This window comes from Variovorax gracilis, assembly GCF_030317115.1.
Lineage (GTDB): Bacteria > Pseudomonadota > Gammaproteobacteria > Burkholderiales > Burkholderiaceae_C > Variovorax > Variovorax gracilis.
In genome coordinates, this window is record NZ_JASZYF010000005.1 from 115,819 (window position 1) to 141,172 (window position 25,354).

Annotated in this window: 22 protein-coding genes; 10 read left to right on the forward strand and 12 right to left on the reverse strand. The window is 64.5% G+C overall.

What is annotated here, in order from left to right; translation table 11 throughout:
* Positions 1 to 69: 69 nt before the first annotated feature.
* Entirely contained in the window at positions 70 to 999 is a 930-nt protein-coding gene (gene ku / locus QTH97_RS12305; protein WP_286568433.1) for a non-homologous end joining protein Ku, read from the forward strand.
* A complete protein-coding gene (locus tag QTH97_RS12310) occupies positions 996 to 1,844 on the forward strand; it encodes a tetratricopeptide repeat protein (protein WP_353655628.1) in 849 nt (282 codons plus the stop codon). The genes ku and QTH97_RS12310 overlap by 4 nt, the downstream gene beginning before the upstream one ends.
* Before the next feature lie 32 nt (positions 1,845 to 1,876).
* On the opposite strand, the gene QTH97_RS12315 is transcribed toward QTH97_RS12310, so the two are convergent.
* Both QTH97_RS12315 and QTH97_RS12320 read right to left on the reverse strand, forming a co-directional pair.
* The gene (locus QTH97_RS12315; protein ID WP_286568434.1) at positions 1,877 to 2,476 is read right to left on the reverse strand and encodes an isochorismatase family protein; all 600 of its coding nucleotides are present in this window, start codon (positions 2,474 to 2,476) and stop codon (positions 1,877 to 1,879) included.
* Positions 2,477 to 2,655: 179 nt separating this feature from the next.
* A complete protein-coding gene (locus QTH97_RS12320; protein WP_286568435.1) occupies positions 2,656 to 3,771 on the reverse strand; it encodes a PQQ-dependent sugar dehydrogenase in 1,116 nt (371 codons plus the stop codon).
* Positions 3,772 to 3,995: 224 nt separating this feature from the next.
* On the opposite strand from QTH97_RS12320, the gene QTH97_RS12325 reads away from it, so the two are divergent.
* Positions 3,996 to 4,556 (forward strand): C40 family peptidase, encoded by a 561-nt coding sequence (locus QTH97_RS12325; protein ID WP_286568436.1) that lies wholly within the window; start codon positions 3,996 to 3,998, stop codon positions 4,554 to 4,556.
* Positions 4,557 to 4,612: 56 nt separating this feature from the next.
* Here QTH97_RS12325 and lpdA read toward each other — a convergent pair whose 3' ends face one another.
* From lpdA to aceE, 4 genes are read right to left on the reverse strand one after another with little or no spacing between them, the layout of a single operon-like run.
* Positions 4,613 to 6,442 (reverse strand): dihydrolipoyl dehydrogenase, encoded by a 1,830-nt coding sequence (lpdA, locus tag QTH97_RS12330; RefSeq protein WP_286568437.1) that lies wholly within the window; start codon positions 6,440 to 6,442, stop codon positions 4,613 to 4,615.
* On the reverse strand, positions 6,439 to 7,029 hold the full coding sequence (locus QTH97_RS12335; protein WP_286568438.1) for an Ntn hydrolase family protein: 591 nt from the start codon (positions 7,027 to 7,029) through the stop codon (positions 6,439 to 6,441). Before QTH97_RS12335 ends, lpdA begins: the two co-directional genes overlap by 4 nt.
* Complete coding sequence (aceF, locus tag QTH97_RS12340) at positions 7,026 to 8,684, reverse strand: dihydrolipoyllysine-residue acetyltransferase (RefSeq protein WP_286568439.1); 1,659 nt, start codon at positions 8,682 to 8,684, stop codon at positions 7,026 to 7,028. The genes QTH97_RS12335 and aceF overlap by 4 nt, the downstream gene beginning before the upstream one ends.
* A 36-nt stretch (positions 8,685 to 8,720) precedes the next feature.
* Positions 8,721 to 11,435: a pyruvate dehydrogenase (acetyl-transferring), homodimeric type gene (gene aceE, locus QTH97_RS12345; RefSeq protein WP_286568440.1), complete on the reverse strand. Its 2,715-nt coding sequence runs from the start codon at positions 11,433 to 11,435 to the stop codon at positions 8,721 to 8,723.
* 192 nt (positions 11,436 to 11,627) lie between these two features.
* Here aceE and QTH97_RS12350 point away from each other — a divergent pair, with 192 nt between their 5' ends.
* The 5 genes from QTH97_RS12350 (at position 11,628) to QTH97_RS12370 (ending at position 18,553) form a co-directional block, all read left to right on the forward strand.
* The gene (locus QTH97_RS12350) at positions 11,628 to 14,171 is read left to right on the forward strand and encodes a PAS domain-containing sensor histidine kinase (RefSeq protein WP_286568441.1); all 2,544 of its coding nucleotides are present in this window, start codon (positions 11,628 to 11,630) and stop codon (positions 14,169 to 14,171) included.
* Positions 14,168 to 14,797 (forward strand): response regulator transcription factor, encoded by a 630-nt coding sequence (locus QTH97_RS12355; protein ID WP_028253580.1) that lies wholly within the window; start codon positions 14,168 to 14,170, stop codon positions 14,795 to 14,797. The genes QTH97_RS12350 and QTH97_RS12355 overlap by 4 nt, the downstream gene beginning before the upstream one ends.
* A gap of 80 nt (positions 14,798 to 14,877) precedes the next feature.
* Complete coding sequence (gene folD / locus QTH97_RS12360) at positions 14,878 to 15,729, forward strand: bifunctional methylenetetrahydrofolate dehydrogenase/methenyltetrahydrofolate cyclohydrolase FolD (RefSeq protein ID WP_286568442.1); 852 nt, start codon at positions 14,878 to 14,880, stop codon at positions 15,727 to 15,729.
* Between the two features lie 82 nt (positions 15,730 to 15,811).
* On the forward strand, positions 15,812 to 17,860 hold the full coding sequence (locus QTH97_RS12365; protein WP_286568443.1) for a M3 family metallopeptidase: 2,049 nt from the start codon (positions 15,812 to 15,814) through the stop codon (positions 17,858 to 17,860).
* Between the two features lie 66 nt (positions 17,861 to 17,926).
* Entirely contained in the window at positions 17,927 to 18,553 is a 627-nt protein-coding gene (locus tag QTH97_RS12370) for a DUF4124 domain-containing protein (RefSeq protein WP_286568444.1), read from the forward strand.
* A gap of 19 nt (positions 18,554 to 18,572) precedes the next feature.
* Here the strand turns inward: QTH97_RS12370 and rpiA are convergent, their stop codons facing one another.
* Positions 18,573 to 19,274 (reverse strand): ribose-5-phosphate isomerase RpiA, encoded by a 702-nt coding sequence (gene rpiA, locus QTH97_RS12375; RefSeq protein ID WP_286568445.1) that lies wholly within the window; start codon positions 19,272 to 19,274, stop codon positions 18,573 to 18,575.
* A gap of 40 nt (positions 19,275 to 19,314) precedes the next feature.
* On the opposite strand from rpiA, the gene QTH97_RS12380 reads away from it, so the two are divergent.
* Complete coding sequence (locus QTH97_RS12380; RefSeq protein WP_286568446.1) at positions 19,315 to 20,382, forward strand: quinone-dependent dihydroorotate dehydrogenase; 1,068 nt, start codon at positions 19,315 to 19,317, stop codon at positions 20,380 to 20,382.
* A gap of 8 nt (positions 20,383 to 20,390) precedes the next feature.
* Here the strand turns inward: QTH97_RS12380 and QTH97_RS12385 are convergent, their stop codons facing one another.
* The 4 genes from QTH97_RS12385 to QTH97_RS12400 all read right to left on the reverse strand — a co-directional run bounded on the left by QTH97_RS12385 (position 20,391) and on the right by QTH97_RS12400 (position 22,801).
* Complete coding sequence (locus QTH97_RS12385; RefSeq protein WP_286568447.1) at positions 20,391 to 21,086, reverse strand: phage holin family protein; 696 nt, start codon at positions 21,084 to 21,086, stop codon at positions 20,391 to 20,393.
* A gap of 33 nt (positions 21,087 to 21,119) precedes the next feature.
* On the reverse strand, positions 21,120 to 21,428 hold the full coding sequence (locus tag QTH97_RS12390; RefSeq protein ID WP_028253573.1) for a glycine zipper domain-containing protein: 309 nt from the start codon (positions 21,426 to 21,428) through the stop codon (positions 21,120 to 21,122).
* A gap of 90 nt (positions 21,429 to 21,518) precedes the next feature.
* The gene (locus QTH97_RS12395) at positions 21,519 to 22,616 is read right to left on the reverse strand and encodes an NAD(P)/FAD-dependent oxidoreductase (protein WP_286568448.1); all 1,098 of its coding nucleotides are present in this window, start codon (positions 22,614 to 22,616) and stop codon (positions 21,519 to 21,521) included.
* A gap of 38 nt (positions 22,617 to 22,654) precedes the next feature.
* Positions 22,655 to 22,801 carry a stereocilin gene (locus QTH97_RS12400; protein ID WP_286568449.1) on the reverse strand — a complete coding sequence of 49 codons (147 nt, stop codon included), beginning with the start codon at positions 22,799 to 22,801 and terminating at the stop codon, positions 22,655 to 22,657.
* Positions 22,802 to 23,295: 494 nt separating this feature from the next.
* On the opposite strand from QTH97_RS12400, the gene QTH97_RS12405 reads away from it, so the two are divergent.
* Positions 23,296 to 24,324 (forward strand): AraC family transcriptional regulator, encoded by a 1,029-nt coding sequence (locus tag QTH97_RS12405; RefSeq protein WP_286568450.1) that lies wholly within the window; start codon positions 23,296 to 23,298, stop codon positions 24,322 to 24,324.
* Between the two features lie 75 nt (positions 24,325 to 24,399).
* Here the strand turns inward: QTH97_RS12405 and QTH97_RS12410 are convergent, their stop codons facing one another.
* On the reverse strand, positions 24,400 to 25,347 hold the full coding sequence (locus QTH97_RS12410; RefSeq protein ID WP_286568452.1) for a LysR family transcriptional regulator: 948 nt from the start codon (positions 25,345 to 25,347) through the stop codon (positions 24,400 to 24,402).
* Positions 25,348 to 25,354 lie beyond the last annotated feature (7 nt).

A 25,354-nucleotide genomic window follows, 5' to 3' on the forward strand; every position in this document is an offset into this window, starting at 1 on the left:
CTCTGGCCGTTCGTTCAGGAAAGTGGCATTCTCCGCCCGGGAGGTGCCCATTGCCTCCTTGGAGGTTTCATGGCTGCACGTTCGATCGCCTCGTTGTCGCTCAGCTTCGGATTGGTCTCGATCCCGGTCAAGCTGTACTCCGCGACCGAAAGTTCTGGAACCGTCAAATTCAATCTCCTGACCAAGGACGGCTCGCGCGTGAAGCAACAGTACGTGTCGGAGAAGGATCCATCGGTCGTCGTGCCCCGCACCGAAATGGTCAAGGGCTACGAATTCGAGAAGGACCGCTACGTTCTCTTCACCCCCGACGAGCTGAAGGCCGTCGAGGAAAGCGCGACCCATACGATCGACATCGTCGCCTTCATCCCGGAAAAGGCCGTCGACCCGATCTTCTATGACAAGGCGTACTTCATCGCACCCGACAAGCGCGGCGCCAAGCCCTACACCCTGCTGCGCGCCGCCATGCGCAAGAGCGGCCGGTGTGCGCTCGCGAAGTGGGCCTGGAAAGGCAAGCAGTACGTCGTGCAGGTCCGCGCCGCAGAGGACGGCCTGGTACTGCAGCAGTTGCTCTATGCCGACGAGGTCCGTTCGCTGAAGGACCTGGACATCGAGGAAATCAAGCCGTCGGATGCCGAAGTGCAACTCGCGCTGCAACTCATCGACCAGATTTCCCAGGACAGCTACGACCCCACGCAGTTCGTCGACGAGGAGAAGAAGCGAATCCTGGAAGCCATTGACGCGAAGATCACCGGAAAGCAGGTGGTTGCGGTGGAAGAGCGGGAAACAGCGCAGGGCAGCGGCCAGATCATCGACCTCACCGAAATGCTGCGTGCCAGCCTGGCGCGCGCGGGTGCCGGCGGCGCGAAGCGTCCGACGACGCCGCGTGCGCCGGCCGATGAAGTCGTGACCCCGCTCGCTTCCAAGGAGCGCAAGGGCGTGAAGCGCGCTGCCGCCAAGACGACGACCGCGGCCCCGGCGGCCACGCGCCTGAGGAAGTGACCGACGTCCAGGTGCAGGCACCCCACACCCTGCGCAGCCTTCAGGAGATGCTCGGTATTTCCCGGAGCGCGATTTCAGGGTTGATCGCGAACGGTTTCGTCCAGCCGGCGCGCGGACCGCGTAATGAGTACCGGTTTTCGTTCCGCGATGTGGTCCTGCTGCGGACCGCACACGAGTTGCAGGCCGCCGACATCCCGACGCGCAAGATCCTGCGCGCGCTGCAGCGGCTGAAGGCCACGCTGCCGGCGGAGTTGCCGCTGACCGGCTTGCGGATCACTGCCGTGGGCAGCACCATCGCCGTGCGCGAGCGCGACAGCCAGTGGGAAGCGGAGTCGGGCCAGTTGTTGATGGACTTCGAGGTCGCGGCCGCGCGTGGGTCGGTGGCGTTCGTCGAGCATGTGCCGAGCGACGATGCGAACCCGCCGCCATCGACGCAAACATCCGCCGACGCGTGGTTCGCGCAGGGTGAAGAACTCGAAACGCGGGACCTGCAGGCCGCCGAGGCGGCGTACCGAAAGGCGCTTGGCGTCGCACCGGACTATTCAGATGCGTATCTGAACCTGGGCGCGATCTTGTGCGAGTCAGGGCGTCAGGCCGAGGCCGCGGCCCTTTATGACGTTGCATTGAGCCATCGACCGGATGTGGCGCTGCTGCATTTCAATCGCGCGGTGGCACTGGAAGACCTGGGACGCCTCCCTGAAGCTCTCGAGAGTTACGAGCGATGCCTTCGGATCGATTCAACGGTCGGCGATGCGCATTTCAACGCCGCCCGGTTGCATGACCACCTGGGTCATCGGCGCGAGGCGATTCGTCACTTCAGCGCCTACCGCCGGCTGCAGAAATAGGCCGACGGGCCTCTTCTCACGCACCGCAGCGGCTACTTGATCAAGGACAGCACTTCGGCGAAGCGCGCATGCTCCGCCGTGCGCAGCCATTCGAAACCCACCATCTCGGTGGTCACGAGTTCCGCACCGGCGCCGGCCAGCCGGTCGAAGGCCGCATCCCGGTTGCGCTCGGTGCGCGAGCTGCAGGCATCGGTGACGACCCAGACTTCGAACTCATCCTCGAGCAGGTCGAGCGCGGTCTGCATCAGGCACACGTGTGTCTCGCACCCGGCGATGACGATCGAGTTTCGCTCTTCGGCCGCTGCCGGCTTCTGCAGGTGCTTGGGGAGACTGCGGGCATTGCCCTGAGGCGCCTTGGCCGGCGCGCGCAGCCATTCGCCCAGGCCTTCTTCCGCAGCGCTGAAATGCATCTTGGCGAGCGTGCGCTGGCACAGGGCGCGGATGTCGGGCAGGTTCTCGCCCAGCTTCGAAGGGTTTTCCTCAGTGCCCCAGATCGGCACCTGCATCAATTTGGCGATCTTGCCGAGGCGCACCGCGTTCTTCGCCACGGTGTCGGCCTCGAAGATCGAGGGGATCAGGCGTGCCTGATAGTCGACCAGAACCAATTGGGATTGCGATGCATCGAGCAGCATGGGAAAGCGTCTTTCGCGAAAAACAAAGAGAGAGATGAGGGCAGACCGTACCACCGATAAGACGCCGGCCGCAAAGGAGGGTCCGGACGTGAAACGCCCGGACGCTTCGCCGTCAGTCGGGGTTGCCCTCAGGTCGAGGCCGGGCGGCTACACGAAGTGAGCGAGCCCCCGGGAGATCTTCATTCAGGCAAGAGACGAAGCAGCTTGCCGTTGGACTCGTCCGTCAGCACATACAGCAGACCGTCCGGCCCCTGCTTCACGTCGCGGATGCGCGCACGGCCGTCTTCCAGCAGCTTGTGCTCAGCCACGACCTTGCCGTCCTTGAGCTCGATCCGGTCGAGATAGCCGAACTTGAGCGACCCCACGAACAGGTTGCCCTTCCAACCAGCACCGTAGCGATCGCTCGTCAGGAAGACCATCCCCGACGGCGCGATCGAAGGCACCCAGTAGTGCAGAGGCTGCTCCATGCCTTCCTTTTGCGTGATGCCATCGCCGATCTTGCCGCCACCGTAGTTCTCACCGTAGGTGATGACTGGCCAGCCATAGTTGTGACCAGCCTGCGGGATGTTGATCTCGTCACCACCTTGCGGGCCGTGCTCGTGCATCCATAGCTTGCCGTCCGGCGCCAGCGTGGCGCCCTGGCCGTTGCGATGCCCGTAGCTCCAGATTTCGGGCAGCGCACCTTCCTTGCCGACGAAGGGGTTGTCCTGCGGGACCGAGCCATCCTTGCCGATCCGCACGATCTTGCCGAGGTGGTTGTCGAGTTTCTGGGCATCCTCCTTGCGGCTGAAGCGGTCGCCCAGCGTGAGGAACAGAGTGCCGTCATTGGCCTCGACGATGCGGCAGCCGAAATGGTTGCGGCTCGCCACCTTCGGCCTCTGGCTGAAAATCACCTTCAGGCCTTCGACGCGGCTGCCATCTGCCGACAATCGGGCACGCGCCAACGCAGTGCCGTTGCCCATCCCGACCGCATCGGGTTCGGAGTAGCAGAAATAGAAGGTGCGATTGGCCTCGAAGGCAGGATCTGCCATCACGTCCAGCAAACCGCCCTGACCGCTCGCGGCAACGGCGGGCAGGCCGGCCACGGGCGCCCCCACCTTGCCATCGGCCTCGACGACTCGCATCCGACCGGCCTTTTCAGTCACCAGGAAGCGGCCGCCCGGAAGAAAGCTGACGCCCCACGGGTTTTCAAGGCCGGAAGCAACGACCTCCGGCCGCGGCGCCGCCGTTGCGATTCCGGCGCCTGCAAGCGCCAGACACAGCAAACGTCGGCGAGTAGTTACAGACAGTGTCATTCGTTTCCTTCAATGGCCCAGGATTTGCAATCGTTTGGTCATTCAACCGAAATTCAAAGACTTTTGCATTACATGAACGAAAGAACTTATTGCCAATAATCGAAACCTTTACATTTTTGATTATGAGAAGATGAGAAAAATCCAGCAATGACAAGCAGTTACGTGCAAAATCCCGAACTCGCTTGAAGTTGACACATCTTTGTGTCGTCCATATCCTACGCGCCATGCGATTTTTGATGCTCACCGCCGCCCTCCTGCTTGCGACCGCCGCCCATGCCGCGCCGCAACTCGATCGGGCCGACGACCATGGCGAGATGCTGGTTGTCGAAAAGGGCCTGAAGGGCCAACTCCAGCAAGTCCGGCAGACCGTGGTGGACCGTACCTCCAACCTCGTTGTCACGGCGATCGGCTTCCTGGGCGTTCCGTACCGCCGCGGGGGCAACACTGCCGAGACCGGCTTCGACTGCAGTGGCTTCGTCCGCGCGATGTACGACCAGACGATCGGCCACCTGCTCCCCCGACGGGCCGAGGAACAAGCCGCCGCCACGCAGAAGATCGACCGCAACGATCTGAAGCCCGGCGATCTCGTGTTCTTCAATACCATGCGCCGCGCGTTCAGCCACGTCGGCATCTACGTCGGCGAAGGCAAGTTCATCCACTCCCCCAAGCCCGGCGCTCAAGTGCGCGTGGAAGACATGAGCGGCAGCTACTGGCAGCGTCGCTTCAGCGGCGCACGCCGCGTGGTCTCGACCCAGGACGACCTCCTCAAGACCTCCGGCGACTGATTCGGCCGACCCATTGAAAAATCCCGCCGCCGGCGGGATTTTTTTCGTTCTTGGCCTCAGCGCTTCTTGACTGGCGGCAAGTCCGTGCAGCTGCCGTGGGCCGCTTCCGCCGCGAGGCCGATGCTCTCGCCCAAGGTCGGGTGCGGATGGATCGTCTTGCCGATGTCGATGGCGTCGGCCCCCATCTCGATGGCGAGCGCGATCTCACCGATCATGTCGCCCGCGTGCGTGCCGACAATGCCGCCGCCGACGATGCGATGCGTGGCCTCGTCGAACAGGAGCTTGGTGAAGCCCTCGTCGCGGCCGTTCGCAATGGCGCGGCCCGAAGCCGTCCACGGGAACAGGCCCTTGTGGATCTTCACGCCCTCGGCCTTGGCCTGGTCCTCCGTGAGGCCGACCCATGCCACTTCCGGGTCGGTGTAGGCCACGCTTGGAATCACGCGGGCATTGAAGGCCGCGCTGGCGAGTTCCTTGTCGCCCTTCTGCTCGCCGGCAATCACCTCGGCGGCCACGTGCGCCTCGTGCACGGCCTTGTGCTCCAGCATCGGCTGGCCGACGATGTCGCCGACCGCGAAGATGTGCGGCACATTGGTGCGCATCTGGATGTCGACGGGAATGAAGCCGCGATCGCTCACGTTCACACCCGCCTTCTCGGCGCCGATCTTCTTGCCGTTGGGGCTGCGGCCAACCGCCTGCAGCACCAGGTCGTAGACCTGGGGTTCCTTGGGCGCCTGCTCGCCTTCGAAGGTCACGCGGATGCCTTCCTTCGTGGCTTCGGCGCCGACGGTCTTGGTCTTCAGCATGATGTTGTCGAAGCGCGGCGCGTTGAGCTTCTGCCAGACCTTGACGAGGTCGCGGTCCGCCCCCTGCATCAGTCCGTCGAGCATCTCGACCACGTCCAGCCTCGCGCCCAGCGTCGAATACACCGAGCCCATTTCGAGCCCGATGATGCCGCCGCCGAGAATCAGCATGCGCTTCGGGTCGACGCCGAGTTCCAGCGCGCCGGTGGAATCGACCACGCGAGGATCATCCTTCGGCATGAAGGGCAGATGCACCGCCTGCGAACCGGCCGCGATCACGCAGTGGCGGAACTTGACGGTCTGCGCCTTGCCCGTCACATCCTTGCCGTCGCCGGTGGTCTCCTGCACCTTGACGTGGTACGGATCGACGAACTCGCCGACGCCGCGGACCGTCGTCACCTTGCGCATCTTCGCCATGGCGGCCAGCCCCCCCGTCAGCTTGCCGACCACCTTGTTCTTGCGGCCGAGCAGCTTGGCACGGTCCACTTGCGGCTCGCCGTAGCTGACCCCGAGGTCGGCGAAGTGCTTGACCTCGTCGATCACCGCCGCGACGTGCAGCAGCGCCTTCGAGGGAATGCACCCGACGTTGAGGCAGACGCCGCCCAGCGTCGCGTAGCGCTCGACGAGCACGACGTTGAGCCCCAGGTCGGCCGCGCGGAAGGCGGCGGAGTAGCCGCCAGGGCCGGCGCCGAGCACGAGCAAATCGCATTCGACGTCTACTGACCCCGAGTAGGTCGACGCCACGGCGGGCACCGGTGCCGGTGCAGCCGGCGCCGAGGCTTGTTGGGGTGCCGGTGCGGCAGATGGAGCAGCGGCCGGCGCCGGGGCTGGTGCAGCGGCGGTGCCTTCGGCTGCATCCAGCGTCAGCACCACTGAACCTTCGCTGACCTTGTCGCCGACCTTCACGGCCACCGACTTGACCACGCCCGCATGCGATGAAGGAATCTCCATCGATGCCTTGTCCGATTCCACCGTGATCAGCGACTGCTCCGCCTTCACCGTGTCGCCGGGCTTCACCAGGACCTCGATCACCGCGACTTCATCGAAATCGCCGATGTCCGGCACTTTGACTTGTACTTCGCTCATTTGGACACCTTCAGTTTGAGTGTGAGAACGTCGACCGGTCCGGCCGAGTTTCGATCGAATTCGCAGGCCGCGGCCACGCCGGCTTCGGCCACGTCGCGCGCCGAGCGTGCCTTGTCGTACGCCGCATGCATCGCGCCGAGGGCAAAGCTGCGGCCGGAGCCGATGCTCCAGAACTGCTTGAACTCGAAGACTTCGCGGTAGCTGTAGATGCCATAGATGCCGCTCGCGTTGGCCAGCAGCATCGTGAACTGGCTCGACTCGTAGGGCTCATGCTCGTCTTCCTTGGTCTGCAGGAAGAACGAGTCCTTCAGCACCGGATGCAGCAGCGTGAAAGTGCGAAAGATCTCGTCCTTGCTGCCGAAGCGCAGGGCCTCGGCCGGCTGCGCCGCCAGCGCGTGCTGCAGCACCAGGAAGTGCGCCGCCGCGCCGGCTACGGCAAAGATGCTCTGGCCCGCTGCGTCGTTGACCATGAACAGCTTCTGGTTGTTCTCGGCACGATGCGACAAGCGCGTGTCGCCGAACGTCACCAGGGAATCAGCTGCCATCACGACTTGGCCGCCTTTTCGGACGGCCACGACGGTTGTCATAGAAGAACGCGGCGGAAGTCGGCGAGGACCTGACCCAGGTAGGCATTGAACCGGGCCGCGGACGCGCCGTCGATCACACGATGGTCGTATGACAGCGACAGCGGCAGCATCAGGCGCGGCTGGAAGGCCTTGCCGTCCCACACGGGCTTCGTCGCACCCTTGGACAGACCCAGGATCGCCACCTCGGGCGCGTTGATGATCGGCGTGAAGTGCGTGCCGCCGATGCCGCCGAGCGAACTGATCGAGAAGCAGCCGCCCTGCATGTCCGCCGATCCCAGCTTGCCGTCGCGCGCCTTCTTGGCGAGCTCTCCCATTTCCTGGCTGATCTGGAGCACGCCCTTCTTGTCGGCATCCTTCAGGACCGGGACCACGAGCCCATTGGGCGTGTCGGCCGCGAAGCCGATGTGGAAGTACTGCTTGTAGACGAGCTGGTCGCCGTCCAGGCTGGTGTTGAACTCGGGGAACTTCTTGAGCGCCGAGACCACCGCCTTGATCACGAAAGCCAGCATCGTGACCTTGATGCCCGACTTCTCGTTCTCCTTGTTGGTGGACACGCGGAAGGCTTCGAGCTCGGTGATGTCCGCTTCGTCGTTGTTCGTGACGTGCGGGATCATCACCCAGTTGCGATGCAGGTTCGCACCGCTGATCTTCTTGATGCGCGAGAGGTCCTTGCGCTCGACCGTACCGAACTTCGTGAAGTCGACCTTCGGCCATGGCAAAAGCCCCAGCGCCTCGCCGCCGCCACCGCCTGCGGGTGCCTTGGCGCCCGAAGCCTTGGTGCTGGCCGCGCCGCTCATCACGGCCTTGGTGAAGTTCTGGACGTCTTCCTGCGTGATGCGGCCCTTGGGGCCGCTGCCCTTCACTTCCTCGAGCGGCACGCCGAGATCACGAGCGAACTTGCGCACCGAAGGCGACGCATGCGGCAGCTTGCCCGAGGGGGCAACCGTCGGGTCGTGCGCGGGCACCGCCGCAGCCGGTGCGGAGGCCTGGGCGGGCGCAGCGGCGCTAGCCGATGCGGGAGCCGCGGCGGCCTGAGCCGGTGCCGGCGCAGCGGCGGGTGCCGCGGCGCCGCCGCCGACCCCTTCGATCACCGCGATCAAATCTCCGATGTTGACCGTGTCACCGACCTTGACCTTGAGTTCCTTGAGCACGCCGGCAGCGGACGACGGGATCTCCATCGATGCCTTGTCCGACTCGACGGTGATCAGCGACTGCTCCTGCTTGATCGTGTCGCCGGGTTTCACGAGCACCTCGATCACCGCGACGTCCTTGAAGTCTCCGATGTCCGGCACCTTGACTTCGATCGGGCCGGCAGCTGCGGCGGGTGCGGCAGCTGCGGCCGCCGGCGCAGGTGCCGCTGCGGGCGCCGCCGCTGCGGGGGCCGGAGCCGCCGCCGGTGCTGCTGCGGCGGCCGCGCCCTCACCCTCCAGCACCAGCACGACCGAACCTTCCTTGACCTTGCTGCCGACCTCGACCTTGAGTTCCTTCACGACGCCGGCCTGGCTCGACGGAATCTCCATCGAGGCCTTGTCCGACTCCACCGTGATCAGCGACTGCTCGGCCTTCACCGTGTCGCCCACCTTCACCAGAACTTCGATCACCGCGACTTCGTCGAAGTCGCCGATGTCCGGCACCTTGATTTCCACTGTTGCCATATCGTGTCTCCCGCCCTTGAGGCGCAGTTGATTGTTTTATGCGTAGAGCGGGTTGATCTTGTCAGCGTTGATGCCGTACTTCTTGATCGCGTCAGCCACCTTCTGCGCAGGCAGGGTGCCATCCTCGGCCAGCGCCTTGAGCGCCGCGACGACGATGTAGTGACGGTTGATCTCGAAATGCTCCCGTAGCTTGTTGCGGAAGTCGCTGCGGCCGAAGCCGTCGGTGCCAAGCACCTTGTAATTGCGGCCCTTCGGGATGAAGGGACGAATCTGCTCGGCGTAGGCCTTCATGTAGTCAGTCGAAGCCACCACCGGACCCGTCGACGCGCCGAGCTGTTTCGCTACGAAGGAGACGCGAGGCTCGTCCGTCGGATGCAGCAGGTTCCAGCGTTCCGCCTCCTGGCCGTCGCGGGTCAGTTCGTTGAAGCTCGGGCAGCTCCAGACCGAGGCGCTCACGCCCCAGTCCTTCTCCAGCAGTTCCTGCGCGGCGATGCTTTCGCGCAGGATGGTTCCGCTGCCCAGCAACTGCACGGTGGGTGCCTTGGCCTTGAGGGCCGGACCCTGCTTGCACAGGTACATGCCCTTGATGATCTGCTCCTCGGTGCCGGGCTGGAGGCCGGGCATCGGGTAGTTCTCGTTGAGCAGCGTCAGGTAGTAGTACACGTTGTCCTGCTTCTCCACCATGCGCTTCAGGCCATGGTGCAGGATGACGCCGACTTCGTGCGCGAAGGTCGGGTCGTAGCTCACGCAGTTCGGGATGGTGTTCGCCAGGATGTGGCTGTGGCCGTCCTCGTGCTGCAGGCCTTCGCCGTTCAGCGTGGTGCGCCCCGAGGTACCGCCCAGCAGGAAGCCGCGGGCCTGCATGTCGCCGGCCGCCCAGGCCAGGTCGCCAATGCGCTGGAATCCGAACATCGAGTAGTACACGTAGAACGGCACCATGATCCGGTTGTTCGTGCTGTACGACGTGGCCGCGGCAATCCAGCTCGACATGCCGCCGGCCTCGTTGATGCCTTCCTGCAGGATCTGGCCGGACTTGTCTTCCTTGTAGTACATGACCTGGTCCTTGTCGACCGGCGTGTACTGCTGACCCGCGGGGTTGTAGATGCCGACCTGGCGGAAGAGGCCTTCCATGCCGAAGGTGCGCGCCTCGTCGACCAGGATCGGCACCACGCGCGGGCCCAGCGCCTGGTCGCGCAGCAACTGCGTCAGAAAGCGCACATAGGCTTGCGTGGTCGAGATCTCGCGCCCTTCGGCAGTCGGCTCCAGCACGGCCTTGAAGGTTTCGAGCGATGGCACGGTGAAGCTCTCGTCGGCCTTCACGCGGCGATGCGGCAAGTAGCCGCCGAGGGCCTTGCGGCGCTCGTGCAGGTACTTCATCTCTGGCGTGTCGTCGGCCGGCTTGTAGAAAGGCAGGTCGGCGAGTTGGCTGTCCGGGATCGGGATGTTGAAGCGGTCGCGGAAGGCCTTGATGTCCTCTTCGCCCAGCTTCTTGGTCTGGTGGACGGTGTTCTTGCCTTCACCGATCTTGCCCATGCCGAAGCCCTTGACAGTCTTGATCAGCAGCACGGTGGGCTGGCCCTTGTGTTGCACCGCCGAATGGAAGGCCGCGTAGACCTTCTGCGAATCATGGCCGCCCCGGCGCAGGTTCCAGATTTCGTCGTCGCTCATCTTGGCGACCATCTCCAGCGTGCGCGGATCGCGGCCGAAGAACTGCTTGCGCACGTAGGCGCCGTCGTTGGCCTTGAACGACTGGTAGTCGCCGTCGTTCGTCTCCATCATGATCTTGCGCAGCGCGCCTTCCTTGTCGCGCGCCAGCAGCGGATCCCAGTTGCTGCCCCAGATCAGCTTGATGACGTTCCAGCCCGAGCCGCGGAATTCACCTTCCAGCTCCTGGATGATCTTGCCGTTGCCGCGCACCGGGCCGTCGAGGCGCTGCAGGTTGCAATTGATGACGAAGATCAGGTTGTCGAGGTTCTCGCGCGCCGCGAGGCTGATGGCGCCGAGCGACTCCACCTCGTCCATTTCGCCGTCGCCGCAGAAGACCCAGACTTTCCGGTTCTCGGTGTTGGCGATGCCGCGCGCATGCAGGTACTTGAGGAATCGGGCCTGATAGATCGCCATCAGGGGGCCGAGGCCCATCGAGACAGTCGGGAACTGCCAGAACTCGGGCATCAGCTTGGGGTGCGGATAGCTCGACAGCCCCTTGCCGTCGACTTCCTGGCGGAAGTTGAGCAGTTGCTCTTCGGTCAGGCGCCCTTCCAGGTAGGCGCGGGCGTAGATGCCGGGCGAAACGTGGCCCTGGATGTAGAGGCAATCGCCACCGTGGTTTTCGCTTTCGGCGTGCCAGAAGTGGTTGAAGCCCGCGCCGAACATGCTGGCCAGCGATGCGAAGGAACCGATGTGGCCGCCCAGGTCGCCGCCTTCGGGCGGGTGGTGGCGGTTGGCCTTCACGACCATCGCCATCGCGTTCCAGCGCATGTAGGAACGCAAGCGTTCTTCGATCTCGAGGTTGCCGGGGGAGCGTTCTTCCTGGTCAGCCTCGATGGTGTTTACGTAGGCGGTGTTGGCCGAGAACGGCTTGTCGATGCTGTTCTGCCGAGCGTGCTCGAGCAACTGTTCGAGCAGGAAGTGCGCTCGCTCGCGCCCCTCGGTTTCGATGACCGCTGAAAGAGCGTCCATCCACTCACGCGTCTCCTGCGAGTCAGGGTCATTCGCGGCCGAGCCGAACTGGCTCTCGGGATTTGCCGACATGCTTGTCTCCTTTTGAGGGGGGTGGGCTGTAATTTAGTGCCGTAACCGGCAGCGCGCGGAGTTTCTCACAGAAATATCGAAATTTCAAATAGTGCGTAGTGATTTCTTATTGTGAAATTACCTCTGAAAAGCATGACGAGACGGCGTCAGCGCGGCCGTGCCCATGCAAGAGCCTTCACCTAAACTTGCCCGATGCCCCTTTCCTCCCCGATCGCCGTCGCCCGCAACGCGGTGCATGGGTCGCCCCTGTCATGGTGGCGCCGCTGGTGGCGCCGCCAGACGCCCATGCTGCAGGACGCTGTCGCGATGCTTGCGCCTTTGGCTGCCGTGCTGCTGTTTCTCGCGGCCATCGTCTCGGCGTTCTGGTACCTGCGTGCGGAGGAAATGGAGCGCGTCCAGGAGTCGGTGAAGCGCGATGTGGAATATGCGCAGCAGCGCGTGCGGCTTCGGCTTCTGGAGCGGCAGGAGCAGCTCATGCGTCTGGCGCGCGATGCGTCCAATCGCGAGATCGACGCCACTGAGTTCACCAGCCGCGCCGAGTCGCTGGTGAGCCAGTTCCCCGAACTGCAGGCAGTCAGTTGGATCGACGATCGCCGTCGCTTCAAGGCGGGATACGCGGCACCCAGCGTCCACCCGGCCCAGCAGCACGCGATCGGCGACGTGCTTCGGCCCGGCGATACGGAGAGCAACTACGCCCTCGCGCGCGAACTGCGGCAACCGGTGTTCTCGCAACCCCTCGCCGGCGGTGAGCCGCAACCCATGCTGCAACTCCATATTCCCCTGTTCGACCAGGGCCTGTTCGCGGGGATGCTGCTGGGAGAGTTCTCCATCGACGGGCTCTTGCGCTACGGCATGCCCGCGGAAGTCTCGGCGCGCTACGCCGTTTCGCTGCTCGACGCGAAAGGCGGTCTCCTCGCCGGCAATACCGTCGCGAGCCCGCGCGGGGCCGGCACGCGGCTGCTGCCCTGGACGGTGCGGACCAACGAATACGAAGTGCCGGTCTCGCCAGTCGGCAACGCCCTGGTGTTGCGGGCGCAGGCATATCGCACCTCGCAGGGCGTCGTCGGCAATGGGCTTTTCTGGTTGGTCGGCGCGCTCAGCGTGCTGACGAGCTGGATGCTGATTGGCACCTGGCGCCACACGCGGCGCCGACTGCAGGCACAACAGGCGCTGGTGGCCGAAACCAATTTCCGTCGCGCAATGGAAAACTCGATGCTCACCGGCATGCGGGTGCTCGACCTGGAAGGCCGCATCACCTACGTGAACGCCGCCTTCTGCGCGATGACGGGGTGGAGCGAAAACGAACTCGTCGGCCAGACGCCGCCCTTCCCGTACTGGCTCGAATCCGACCGAGAGGTCATGAACGAGCGGCTCGAGGAAGAACTCCACGGCCGCGCCTTGCCGGGAGGTTTCCAGGTACGGGTGAAGCGCAAGAACGGCAGCGTGTTCAACGCACGTCTCTATGTGTCGCCGCTGATCGACGCCCGCGGGCATCAGACCGGCTGGATGACCTCGATGACCGACATCACGGAGCCGACGCGGATCCGCGAGCAACTGTCGGCCTCGTACGAGCGCTTCACCACCGTGCTCGAGGCACTGGATGCCTCGGTGTCGGTCGCACCGCTGGGCAGCGAAGAGCTGCTGTTCGCCAACAAGCTCTACCGCCTCTGGTTCGGCTCCAACACCGTGGGGCACCTGGGCATGGTGGCGCAGGCCGGCGTGCCCGCTTCGCATGCGCACGACGATGCCCTCGACGACGTCGACCCGTTCGCCGGCCTGCCGGTCGACCAGTTGACCGCGGCGCAGCCGGCCAACAACGAGATCTTCGTTCCCGAACTCGGCAAGTGGCTCGAAGTGCGTTCGCGCTACCTCACCTGGGTGGACGGCCGGCTCGCGCAGTTGGTCATCGCGACCGACATCACACCACGACGCGACGCCGAAGACCTGTCTGCGGCACAAGCGGATCGGGCGCAGGCCGCCAGCCGGCTGATCACCATGGGCGAGATGGCGTCCAGTGTCGCGCACGAACTCAACCAGCCGCTCACCGCCATCACCAACTACTGCAACGGGATGATGTCGCGCATCAAGGGCCAGCAGATCGATTCCGACGCCCTGCTCGCGGCGCTCGACAAGACGTCGAAGCAGGCGCAACGCGCGGGCCAGATCATCCAGCGCATCCGCTCTTTCGTGAAGCGCAGCGAGCCGAACCGCACACCGGCCGAGGTCTCGACCATGGTGAGCGAGGCGGTCGAACTGGCCGGAATCGAGTTGCGGCGACGCAACGTGCGCCTCAACCACTATGTGGCGGCGCGCCTGCCGATCCTGCGCGTCGACCCCATCCTGATCGAGCAGGTGATGGTCAACCTGCTGAAGAACGCCGCCGAATCCATCGACCTGGCGAACCGGCCGCTGGCGCGGCGCAGCGTGGAACTGCGCGTGCTGCCAAAGATCATCGACGGGCACAACGCCGTCGAGTTCTCGGTGCAGGACACCGGCATGGGCTTGGCCCCCGAGGTGATGGACCGGCTGTACGAAGCCTTCTTCTCCACCAAGCCCGAAGGCATGGGCATCGGGCTCAATCTCTGCCGCACCATCGTCGAGTCGCATCGCGGCCGGATGCAGGCGGAGAACATCTACAATGGGCCGGATGTGGTCGGATGCCGTTTTTCCTTCTGGTTACCGGTGTTAGACGCTATCGATTCCGTAGCAAGCAACGAGGCGAAAGTACCTGCATGAGTTTGATTCCGAAGAAGGGCACCGTCTATGTCGTCGACGACGACGAAGCGGTTCGCGATTCGCTGCAATGGCTGCTCGAAGGCAAGGACTACCGGGTCCGCTGCTTCGACTCCGCCGAGTCGTTTCTCTCCCGCTATGACCCGCGCGAAGTCGCCTGCCTGATCGTCGACATCCGCATGGGCGGCATGTCGGGCATCGAGTTGCAGGACCGCCTGATCGAGCGCCGATCGCCCCTGCCGATCGTCGTGATCACCGGGCACGGCGACGTGCCGATGGCCGTCGACAGCATGAAGAAGGGTGCCATGGATTTCATCCAGAAGCCCTTCAACGACGAGGCCCTCGTGGCGCTGGTCGAACGCATGCTCGAGCACGCGCGCGGCGCTTTTGCGCAGCACCAGCAGTCCGCCAGCCGCGACGCGCTGCTGTCGAAGCTCACCGGCCGCGAGGCACAGGTGCTCGAACGCATCGTGGCCGGGCGACTGAACAAGCAGATCGCCGACGACCTCGGCATCAGCATCAAGACCGTGGAGGCGCACCGCGCCAACATCATGGAGAAGCTCAACGCCAACACGGTGGCTGACCTGCTCAAGATCGCGCTCGGGCAGGCAGCCCCGGCCAAGGCCTAGCTGCCGTTCGAGCGACAAGACACCACCAGCCTTCCACGCCTGCGCAAGCGGGCGTTTTTACTTGGAAATCCAAAAGACCGATGACCGCCCAACTGATCGACGGCAATGCGCTGTCCCGAAAAATCCGCGCCGAAGTGTCGGGCCGCATTGACGCACTCAAGGCCCTGGGAATCGAGCCGACGCTCGCGATCGTCCTGGTCGGCGACGATCCTGCCAGCCAGGTCTACGTCAAGCACAAGGTCAACGACAGCGGCGAGACCGGTCTGACCGCCAATCTCGAGCGCTACCCCGCCTCCATGACCGAGGCCGATCTGCTGGCGCGCATTCACGCCCTGAACGAGGACCCCAAGGTTCACGGCATCCTGGTACAGCTTCCGCTCCCACCGCACATGGACAGCCACCGGGTCATCGAGGCGATTTCACCGGCCAAGGACGTGGACGGCTTCCATGTCGCCAGCGCAGGCGCGTTGATGGTCGGGCAACCGGGCTTCTGGCCCTGCACGCCGCACGGCTGCATGAAGATGCTCGATTGGATCGGCTACGACCTGCGCGGCAAGCATGCGGTGGTGATCGGCCGGAGCAACATCGTCGGCAAGCCGATGGCCATGATGCTGCTGGCGAAGAACGCCACCGTGACCATCTGCCACAGCGCGACGAAGGATCTCGCCGCCCTGACCCGCCAGGCCGACGTGGTCGTCGCCGCGGTCGGCAAGCGAAACATCCTGACCGCGGATATGGTGAAGCCCGGCGCCGTGGTCATCGACGTCGGCATGAACCGCAAGGACGACGGCAAGCTCGCCGGCGACGTGGACTTCGACGGCGTGAAGGAAGTCGCGGGCTGGATCACCCCCGTCCCCGGCGGCGTCGGCCCGATGACCCGTGCCATGCTGCTCGCCAATACCCTTGAAGCGGCCGAACACGCCGCAAACTAGGAATCACCCCGCTGCTTGCTTACTTCGTGTAGCCGCCTCCCCCTCGAGGAGCTTCGCGATGCTCGCCCTGGAAACATTTCATATGACCAATCCGCTCCTCGACTTCACCGACCTCCCGCTGTTTGACCGCATCACGCCCGAGCATGTCGCGCCCGCAGTCGACACCTTGCTCGCCGACGCCGAGATCGCGCTGCAGACCGTGACGGCGCCGGAGTTTCCGGCTGACTGGATGGCCATCTCCAAGGTGCTCGACGTGGCCTCGGAGCGCTTCAGCCGGGCGTGGGGTGCCGTGGGCCATCTCAATGCCGTCGCCGACACGCCTGAATTGCGCGCCGCCTACAACGAGGCGATGCCGCGCGTCACGGCCTTCTGGACGCGGCTCGGGTCCGACGAGCGGCTCTATGCCAAGTACAAGGCCATCGATCCCGCCACGCTCAACACCGAGCAGCGCCAGGCCCACCGCAATGCGGTTCGCAACTTCGTGCTCGGTGGCGCGGAGTTGCAAGGCGCCGCCAAGTCGCGTTTCGCGGAAATCCAGGAGCGCCAGGCGGAACTGAGCCAGAAGTTCAGCGAAAACGCACTCGACGCGACGGACGCCTTTGCCTGGTACGCACAGGCCGATGAACTCGAAGGCTTGCCCGAAGACGTCATCAGCGCAGCCCGTGCGGCCGCTGAAGCCGAAGGCAAGGACGGTTACAAGCTCACGCTGAAGATGCCCTCGTACCTGCCGGTCATGCAGTTCGCCAAGAGCAGCGCGCTGCGCGAGAGGCTTTACCGCGCCTACGTGACGCGCGCCAGCGAGTTCGGCGATCCGGCCTTTGACAACACCGACCTGATCCGCGAGATCCTCGCGTTGCGGCAGGAAGAAGCGAAGCTGCTGGGCTATCCCAATTTTGGCGAACTCTCGATCGTGCCCAAGATGGCCGAATCGGGCGACCAGGTCATCAAGTTCCTGCGCGATCTGGCCACCAAGGCCAAGCCCTATGGCGAACGCGACCTCGCCGACCTGCGCGCCTTCGCGGACGAGCAACTCGGCATCCTCGATCCGCAGCCCTGGGACTGGAGCTATATCGGCGAGAAGCTCAAGGAAGCCCGCTACGCCTTCAGCGAACAGGAGGTCAAGCAGTACTTCACGGCGCCGAAGGTCATGGCGGGCCTCTTCAAGATCGTCGAGACGCTGTTCGAAGTGTCGATCCGCCGGGACAGCGCGCCCGTGTGGCATCCAAGCGTCGAGTTCTACCGCATCGAACGCGCCGGGGAGAAGGTCGGCCAGTTCTACCTCGACCCATCGGCCCGCGCCGCCAAGCGCGGCGGTGCCTGGATGGACGACGTGCGGGCCCGCTGGCTGCGCCCGGATACCGGCACTCTGCAGACGCCGGTCGCGCAACTGGTGTGCAACTTCGCCGAAGGCGTCGACGGCAAGCCGCCTCTGCTCACGCACGACGACGTGACCACGCTCTTCCACGAGTTCGGCCACGGTCTGCATCACATGCTCACGCAGATCAACGAGCGCGACGTGTCGGGCATCAGCGGGGTGGAGTGGGATGCGGTCGAACTGCCGAGCCAGTTCATGGAGAACTTCTGCTGGGAGTGGGACGTTCTGGCCCACATGACCTCGCACGTCGACACCGGCAATCCCCTGCCGCGCGCCCTCTTCGACAAGATGACGGCGGCCAAGAACTTCCAGAGCGGCCTGCAGACGCTGCGCCAGATCGAGTTCTCGCTGTTCGACATGCTCCTGCACACCGAATACGACGCCGCCACGGCCAAGCCGGGTGATGTGCTGGCGCTGCTCGGCAAGGTGCGCAGCGAGGTCGCGGTAATGCCTGCGCCACCGTTCAGCCGTACGCCCAACACTTTCAGCCACATCTTCTCGGGCGGCTATGCGGCCGGCTACTACAGCTACAAATGGGCAGAGGTCCTGAGCGCCGACGCCTACGCCGCCTTCGAGGAAACCGCCGGCGCCAATGGCGAGCCGAGCATCGAGACCGGGCGAAAGTACCGCCAGGCCATCCTTGAGGCAGGCGGCAGCCGAACCGCAATGGAATCCTTCAAGGCTTTCCGAGGCCGCGAACCCCAACTCGATGCGTTGTTGCGACACCAGGGGATGGCAGAGACCCAGGCCGCTTGAGAATCGACGGCGTTGCCGGCAGACCCTGAGATACTTCGTTACATCCGATTTCGGGAGTAGTCATCGATGAAGCTCAACGCCGCCCTCTCAGGGCTTACCTTGCTGGTGGTTTCCTGCGCCACCCTCGCGCAGGCGGTCTACCGCAATGTCGACAAGAACGGCAAGGTCACCTTTTCCGACCAGCCCCCGGCGGCCAACGCGCAGCCTGCGGCGCCTCGCTCCGGTAGCACGGTCGGCACGAATTCGGGGCTGCCTTACGAATTGCGGCAAGTCGTGCAGCGCTATCCGGTCACGCTCTACACGGGGGACGAATGCGGCCCATGTGGCGCGGGCCGTTCGCTGCTGATCACGCGCGGCGTGCCCTTCGAGGAGCGCACCGTCAGAACCAATGAGGACATCAGCGCCCTGCAACGCCTGAGCAGCCAGAATTCCCTGCCCGTGCTTACGATCGGCACGCAGCAGCTCAAGGGCTTTTCGGATGCCGAATGGTCGCAATACCTTGATGCGGCGGGCTATCCCAAGGCGGCACAGTTGCCGGCGGGCTACCGTAATTCACCAGCGCAACCCTTGGTCGCCCTGCAACCTGCGGCGCAGCCTGCCGAAGCGACGCCCGCACCGGCAGCACGGCCCGCACCGGCACCTGCCGCGGCCAACGGGCCGACGCCGAGCAACCCCGCCGGCATCAAGTTCTGACGCCGGTGCAGGCCCGCGCTCAGTTGAAGCGCATCGTCCTAACGCCCGTCGATGTGCCCAGCAGGCACACGCTGGCGCGCTGGTGCGCGAAGACCCCCACCGTCACCACGCCCGGCCACTGATTCACCTCGCTCTCGAAGCCGAGCGGATCGGGGATCCTGAGGCCGGTCACGTCGATGATGTGCTGGCCGTTGTCGGTGACGAGCGGCACGCCGTCCTTCTTGCGGACCTGCGCCAGGCCGCCCAGCCGCGTGAACTGGCGAATCAGGCGCTGCGCCGCCATCGGGATGACTTCGACCGGCAGCGGGAAGGCGCCCAGCGTGTTCACCAGCTTGGATGCATCGGCGATGCACACGAAGCGCTTGGACTGGGCGGCGACGATCTTCTCCCGCGTGAGCGCGGCGCCTCCGCCCTTGATCATGTAGCCGCGACCGTCGATCTCGTCCGCACCGTCGATATAGACGGCGAGTTCCTCGACCTCGTTGCAGTCGAACACCGGAATGCCCAAGGCGCGCAGGCGCTCGGTCGACGCCACCGAACTCGACACCGCGCCCCGGATATCCCCTTTGATCGTCGCAAGGGCGTCGATGAACTTGTTGACCGTCGAGCCCGTGCCGACGCCGACGATGTCGCCCTTCACCACGTAATCCAGCGCGGCACGGCCGACTTGGGCCTTGAGTTCGTCCTGGGTCAAGGCGGAAGCGGGGGCGGGTGAGGTCATCGGGGAGAATCCTTGGCTGATTGAAGTCGAGAATTATCCGATGCCCCTGCTGTTGCCCTCTTCGCTTTACGGGCTTGCCCGACCCTTCCTCTTTGGTTTCGACCCCGAGCATGCCCATGAGTTGACGCTCGACGCGCTGGCGCGCACGCAGAACACGCCCCTGGCCTGCGCCTATGCGGCGCCGCGCGTGGACGACCGGATCACCGTCGCCGGGTTGCAGTTTCCGAACCGCATCGGACTCGCGGCGGGCCTCGACAAGAACGCCCGCTGCATCGATGCCTTTGCCGCGATGGGCTTCGGTTTCGTGGAGGTAGGGACCGTCACACCCAAGCCTCAGCCGGGCAATCCGAAACCGCGCATGTTCCGTCTGCCGCAACGCGATGCGCTGATCAACCGGCTCGGCTTCAACAACGACGGGCTCGAAGCATTCATCGCGAACGTCCAGCGCGCGCGTTTTCGCCGTGGCACAGCCAAGGCGCCGATGCTTCTCGGCCTCAACATCGGCAAGAACGCGGCCACCCCGATCGAGCACGCGGTGGACGACTACCTGATCTGCCTGGACGGTGTCTACCCCCACGCCGACTACGTGGCCATCAACATCTCGAGCCCCAACACGGCCAACCTGCGCTCACTCCAGGGCGACGAGGCGCTCGACGCGCTGCTGGGCGCCGTCGCGGACAAGCGCGAGGCGTTGGCCGCACGGCAAGGCAAGCGTGTCCCACTCTTCGTGAAGATCGCACCGGACCTCGAGGAGGCGCAGGTCAAGGTGATCGCGGCCACGCTTCGGCGCCATGGGATGGACGGCGTGATCGCCACCAACACCACGCTCGCACGGGACGCCGTGGCAGGACTGCCGCATGCCAATGAAACCGGTGGCCTTTCGGGTGCGCCGGTCATGGAAGCGAGCAACCGCGTGATCACCCAGTTGCGGACCGAACTGGGCTCCAGGTATCCGATCATCGGCGTGGGCGGCGTCCTGAGCGCTTCGGATGCACAAGCCAAGATCGAAGCCGGTGCCGACCTCGTGCAGATCTACACGGGACTGATCTATCGCGGGCCGGCGCTGGTGCGCGAGTCGGCACAGGCACTGCGCAAGCGCCGCGCCTGAACCCGCGATCAGCGCATCCGCCAGATCACCGGGACGATCACGGCCGCCCAGCGAACGAGGCGACGCGGCCCCACGACGGCTACGACGGTTGCAGCCGCCACGCCGGTCGCGATGGGATGCTCGCGCGCCAGACGCATGGCCGTGGCGCTCGCCGATTCGTCCGCTCGGGGCGGCGGCGCCGGCTCTCCGGCTCCGGCGGCAGCATCCTGGAGCGTCGCGACGCGTTCGCGCTGGCGTTCGATGCGCGCGAGCAGTTCTTCGCGGGTGGCGGGTCGCCGTTGGCGTGTCGCCTCGTCGCTGGGGTGACGACCGAGACTCTCCTGGACCCATGCCAGGTCGCGCTCGAACGCCTCGCGCGCCGGATCGAAGGCCTCCGAAGACTTGCCCAGCGTGGACATCAGCGCGATCACCGCCGCCAGCCAGAGTCCAACCCAAACCGCGGCCACCAGCCAGGCCGCAGTGATGCGGTGCGGCGTATCCCAGAAGTGCACGACGACCGCCACGGACAGCAACGCGATGGCAATCGTCGTGAGCCCGATGACCGCGATCACCAGTCCCAGGATTCTTTGGAGACGCTTTTTCTCGTCCTGCCACGCGAACCGCAGAAGCTGTGCCCGGTCTTCGGCAGCCAGTGCACCTTCACCCGCCAGGATGCGTAGCCGGCGTAGGTAACCCTTGAACCCGAAGAGAGCCGACAGCCTCATCGGCCGCCTCCGCAGGCGCCGGATGCGCGGCGCTCAGCGGCGGCCAAGCAGCAGGCCCACCAACACGCCCACCGCCAGCGCGGCGCCGGCGATCTGCCACGGCTCATCGTGAGCGTAGGCGTTGGCCGTATTGGCTGCTTCGCGGGCCTTCTTCGCGGCAACGCGGCTCTTCTCCGCCGCGAGTTCACGCGCGATCGCCAGCTTGCTGTCGATGCGCTGACGCAGTGCCTTGATGTGGGGCACGGAATCGAGATCCTTGCTGGCGAGCACGCCGCGGACGTCGCTCGCGATATCTTCAGCCACGGCGTTCGCCGCTGCTTCGAGATTGGTGGATGCAGTCATTGAAAAAGGTCCTCCTCGTCGCGCCGGCACCGCGCCGGCGACTTCACGCCGACAGCGGCGTGCCGTTCCATGGTACATGCCCTCGCACATCTACGACAGCAGTTCGGCCACATGGCGGCCAATGGCAAGGCTGCTGGTCAACCCCGGTGACTCGATCCCGAACAGGTTGACCAGCCCCGGCACGCCGTGTGTGGAAGGCCCTTCGATCCTGAAGTCGGCCGCTGCGTCGCCCGGCCCGGAAATCTTGGGGCGAATGCCTGCGTAGCCCGAAATGAGCGCGCCATCGGGCAATGCGGGCCAGTACCTGCGCACCTCGGCGTAGAACCCGTCGCCGCGCGCCGGATCCACGACCAGATCGTCGGGCGACGCCACCCATTGCACGTCCGGACCGAATTTCGCCTGCCCCCCGAGATCGAGCGTCAGATGCACACCGAGGCCTGCGGCCTCCGGCACTGGATAGATGAGGCGGCTGAAAGGTGCCCGACCGGCCAAGGTGAAATAGTTGCCCTTGGCGAAGAAGGCCGGCGGTACCGCATCAGCGGGCAAGCCCTGAAACCGGCGGGCCAGCGCAGGTGCCGCCAGGCCGGCGGAATTCACGACCATGTTGCATCGAAGCGCGGTCCCATCCTGCGTCAACAGGACGGTCGCGCCAGCGCCGCATTCGGCGCGCTCGACTTTGGACTTCAGCGCCACGAGGCCACCGGCGTTCTCGAGATCGCCTTGCAGGCTCAACATGAGCGCGTGGCTGTCGACGATGCCGGTGCCCGGCGAATGCAGTGCGGCATGGCACTCGAGCTGGGGTTCCATCGCCCGCGCCTGCTCGCGCGTCAACATCGCCATGTCATCCACGCCGTTGCCGCGCGCCTTGGCCATGATGCCGTCCAGCTGCGCCACCTGCGCCTCGGCCGTGGCGACGATGAGCTTGCCGCAGCGCCGATGAGGCACGCCACGCTCACCCGCGTATTCATAGAGGAGATGCTTGCCCTCGACGCACAGCCGCGCCTTCAGCGAGCCCTGGGGATAGTAGATGCCGGCGTGGATCACCTCGCTGTTGCGAGAACTCGTGCCGGTACCAATTGCGCCTTCGGCCTCCAGCACGATGACCTCGCGCCCCTGCAATGCGAGCGCTCGCGCGACGGCGAGCCCGACCACTCCGGCGCCGATGACAGCGCAATCAAATTCGTCCATCCCGCGAGCTTAGCGGGATGGTGGACGCCCGTGCTCGATCATTCCGGCTGCACCGTGAAGGGGCTTTCCGGGTCTGTCGGGCTTCCCGGAGGTGTTGCGGGCCCCTTGTCGGGCTCCACAGGGAGTTCCGGCAGGTCCGGAGGATCGGACGTGATCGGCGTCGGTAGATCAGGACTGGTGGCCATGGGGTGCTCCTTCCTGCGCCGTTATATGCGCCCAGGAGAAACGGGTGGACGGCGCACGGAAGCATTTTGCGTCGGCGTGGGCCGACACGTTCTTCGAATGGAATCGCAAGACGGCGAATCGTCTTGGCTCTCGGGAGAATCTGCCGGTAGATCGCACGAAGAATCGACCACTGAACCGAAATCCCCCTGCCCTCAGCGAAAGCTTCCTGCCCCAGGCGACTCAGTTTCGGACAAGTTTCAGTGAGTTTTCGCAGTGATTTGAAGACTCCCATTCCCGAGGGGAACTGTAGAGTCGAAGATTCGAAAACGCTTCGACCAAGACAGCCGTTCCACTCGATCGCGGCATGCGAGAGCGCCATTTCCTTCAGCCTCTACCCATCGCCCCTGGTCCGGCTGCTCTCCCTCGATAGACGACATCGCGTGGTCCGGTTCGCAACCTTTGCGAAGGCCCGTCCCAGCAATGGGTGAATCACGTCAAACCGAATTACTGAGCCATGAACCCCAAGGACGAGATCTCCATCCCGTTCGCCCATCCGGTCTACGTTCGAAGAATTCTGGACTGCTTGAACAGCCGTGGCGTACGCCCCTCGACCGTGCTTGCGAACGCAGGCTTGGCTTGGCAGGATCTCCATGAGGATCGGCAGATGGTGGACTTCGCTGTCTTTCGCCGATTTGTTGCCCATGCCATTCACTGCAGTGGGGAGCCGGCACTGGGTTTGATGGCGGGATCCATGCTCCAGCCGTACCACAGCCCCGTCGGAATAGCGGCTGTGACCAGCAACAGCTTGGACCAGGGCCTCCAGGTCATGACCCGCCACGCCAAGTTGATTTTCGGAAGCCTGGAGTTCCAGGTAGAAAACGGCCCTCGATGGAGCACCCTCAAGGTCAAGCCACTACTGCCTCTTGGCGAGACGCACGTGTTCGTCATGCAGTCGATTCTTGGCGCGCACGTGCGCCTGCTGGAGGCCATCGTGGGACGGCCTGTCGACGAACTCACGGTGGGATTGCCATACGCCCGTCCCGCGGACAACGACGTGCCTTGTCTGCGTTACGTGCGGAGCGTGGCGTTCGACCAGGAATACCTGACCTTCGAACTGCCGGCAGAACTACTCCGCGCGCCTTCGGCCTCCGCCGATGCCAAGGCGTTTGCGGACGCTTCGCAGGCGTGCCAGAAGATGGAGTCCGAACTCGGGCATGGCGACTTCGTGCAACGCGTCCGGCGCGCACTCTTCGAGAGACTGACGAGCAATCCGGATACCAGCGCTCTGGCCTCGGACCTGGGTATCTCGCCACGAACGCTGGTTCGGCGGCTCGCGGCAGCGGACATCAGCTACTCCGACATCAAGGATGAACTGCGCAAGGCGCATGCAGCCTGGTATTTACAGCACACCGACTTGTCGATGGAATCCATCGCATCGCAGCTTGGGTACTCGGACCCGACAAGCTTCAGTCGCAAGTTCAAGGTCTGGTACCGGATGGCTCCAAGCAAGATGCGACAGGACCTGCAAAGCGGCATGCACTGACGGTGGCGGGGACCCATGCGTCGGCAGCGCGGTCTCCATTTCAGGAAGCCCGCTGCACAGGCGGGCTCTCATTCGCTAGTGTTGAAACCGGACGTCGTTGGCAAGTGAAGACTTCAGCAGTTCCACGAACTTCCTGACCGCCGGCGAAGCCGATCGCTTGCTGGGAAAAGCAACCTTGACGGCGAGCGGCGCGACCGCAAGCTCCGGAAGCAGTTCGATCAAGCGTCCGGCCTTGATGTCGTCAGCACAGAGATGCCCCAGGAGACAGCCGATTCCGACACCGGCAACCACCAGTTCGTGCACCGCCGACGGGTCGTTGGCGCTCAGGCGCGGACGCATCTCAGACAAGAGCGACGACTCGACGGCACTGCCGAGCGCGAAGCCAGCAACATCCTCGCCATCGCTCACGATGATGTCATGGTTCGCCAGATCCAAGGCATCGGCTGGCATGCCTCGCCGCTGAAGATATTCAGGTGCCGCGCACACATGGCGCTTGATCGCGCCCAATTGGATGTTCACCGGCTGCGGGGCCAGCGAACCCGTGTAAACAGCAATGTCCACGTCCTCCGCCCGCATGTCGGACCTGCTGCTCACGTAGCGAATCGCCACCTGCACGTTGCGATGGTGCGCCAGGAACTGCGGCAACGAATGGCTCTGGAGCCGATTCGCCAGTGCGATCTCCGTGCCGATGCAGACTGTGAGACGCCCCCGTGGCTCCACATCGATACCGCCTACATACCCAATCGTCTCGTTGATACGCGAAAGGATTTCGGAACAGCGCTCTTTCAGTGCATTGCCGCGCCGAGTGAGGCGAACCTTTCGCGTCGTCCGCTGTAGCAAGGGCGCTTCGAGCATCGTTTCTAGTCGCGCAACACTTCGACTCACACTCGATTTGTGAATGTTCAATGCATCAGCTGCCAATGAAAAGCTGGCGAATGACGCGACGTACGAGAAAACGCGGAGATCATTGAGATCCAGCATCTTCTCTGCAGTTTGAGTCGACAGGACACTGTTGGTCGTCATTTTTATA

What these genes read in the sequence shown, in the direction of transcription:
- QTH97_RS12325 (WP_286568436.1), top strand. Translation starts at nt 3,996, where the DNA reads ATGCGATTTTTGATGCTCACCGCCGCCCTCCTGCTTGCGACCGCCGCC.
- lpdA (WP_286568437.1), bottom strand. Translation starts at nt 6,442, where the DNA reads ATGAGCGAAGTACAAGTCAAAGTGCCGGACATCGGCGATTTCGATGAA.
- QTH97_RS12315 (WP_286568434.1), bottom strand. Translation starts at nt 2,476, where the DNA reads ATGCTGCTCGATGCATCGCAATCCCAATTGGTTCTGGTCGACTATCAG.
- QTH97_RS12335 (WP_286568438.1), bottom strand. Translation starts at nt 7,029, where the DNA reads ATGACAACCGTCGTGGCCGTCCGAAAAGGCGGCCAAGTCGTGATGGCA.
- QTH97_RS12350 (WP_286568441.1), top strand. Translation starts at nt 11,628, where the DNA reads ATGCCCCTTTCCTCCCCGATCGCCGTCGCCCGCAACGCGGTGCATGGG.
- QTH97_RS12370 (WP_286568444.1), top strand. Translation starts at nt 17,927, where the DNA reads ATGAAGCTCAACGCCGCCCTCTCAGGGCTTACCTTGCTGGTGGTTTCC.
- QTH97_RS12405 (WP_286568450.1), top strand. Translation starts at nt 23,296, where the DNA reads ATGAACCCCAAGGACGAGATCTCCATCCCGTTCGCCCATCCGGTCTAC.
- QTH97_RS12410 (WP_286568452.1), bottom strand. Translation starts at nt 25,347, where the DNA reads ATGACGACCAACAGTGTCCTGTCGACTCAAACTGCAGAGAAGATGCTG.
- ku (WP_286568433.1), top strand. Translation starts at nt 70, where the DNA reads ATGGCTGCACGTTCGATCGCCTCGTTGTCGCTCAGCTTCGGATTGGTC.
- QTH97_RS12385 (WP_286568447.1), bottom strand. Translation starts at nt 21,086, where the DNA reads ATGAGGCTGTCGGCTCTCTTCGGGTTCAAGGGTTACCTACGCCGGCTA.
- QTH97_RS12365 (WP_286568443.1), top strand. Translation starts at nt 15,812, where the DNA reads ATGACCAATCCGCTCCTCGACTTCACCGACCTCCCGCTGTTTGACCGC.
- folD (WP_286568442.1), top strand. Translation starts at nt 14,878, where the DNA reads ATGACCGCCCAACTGATCGACGGCAATGCGCTGTCCCGAAAAATCCGC.
- QTH97_RS12380 (WP_286568446.1), top strand. Translation starts at nt 19,315, where the DNA reads ATGCCCCTGCTGTTGCCCTCTTCGCTTTACGGGCTTGCCCGACCCTTC.
- QTH97_RS12395 (WP_286568448.1), bottom strand. Translation starts at nt 22,616, where the DNA reads ATGGACGAATTTGATTGCGCTGTCATCGGCGCCGGAGTGGTCGGGCTC.
- aceE (WP_286568440.1), bottom strand. Translation starts at nt 11,435, where the DNA reads ATGTCGGCAAATCCCGAGAGCCAGTTCGGCTCGGCCGCGAATGACCCT.
- QTH97_RS12390 (WP_028253573.1), bottom strand. Translation starts at nt 21,428, where the DNA reads ATGACTGCATCCACCAATCTCGAAGCAGCGGCGAACGCCGTGGCTGAA.
- QTH97_RS12355 (WP_028253580.1), top strand. Translation starts at nt 14,168, where the DNA reads ATGAGTTTGATTCCGAAGAAGGGCACCGTCTATGTCGTCGACGACGAC.
- QTH97_RS12400 (WP_286568449.1), bottom strand. Translation starts at nt 22,801, where the DNA reads ATGGCCACCAGTCCTGATCTACCGACGCCGATCACGTCCGATCCTCCG.
- QTH97_RS12320 (WP_286568435.1), bottom strand. Translation starts at nt 3,771, where the DNA reads ATGACACTGTCTGTAACTACTCGCCGACGTTTGCTGTGTCTGGCGCTT.
- rpiA (WP_286568445.1), bottom strand. Translation starts at nt 19,274, where the DNA reads ATGACCTCACCCGCCCCCGCTTCCGCCTTGACCCAGGACGAACTCAAG.
- aceF (WP_286568439.1), bottom strand. Translation starts at nt 8,684, where the DNA reads ATGGCAACAGTGGAAATCAAGGTGCCGGACATCGGCGACTTCGACGAA.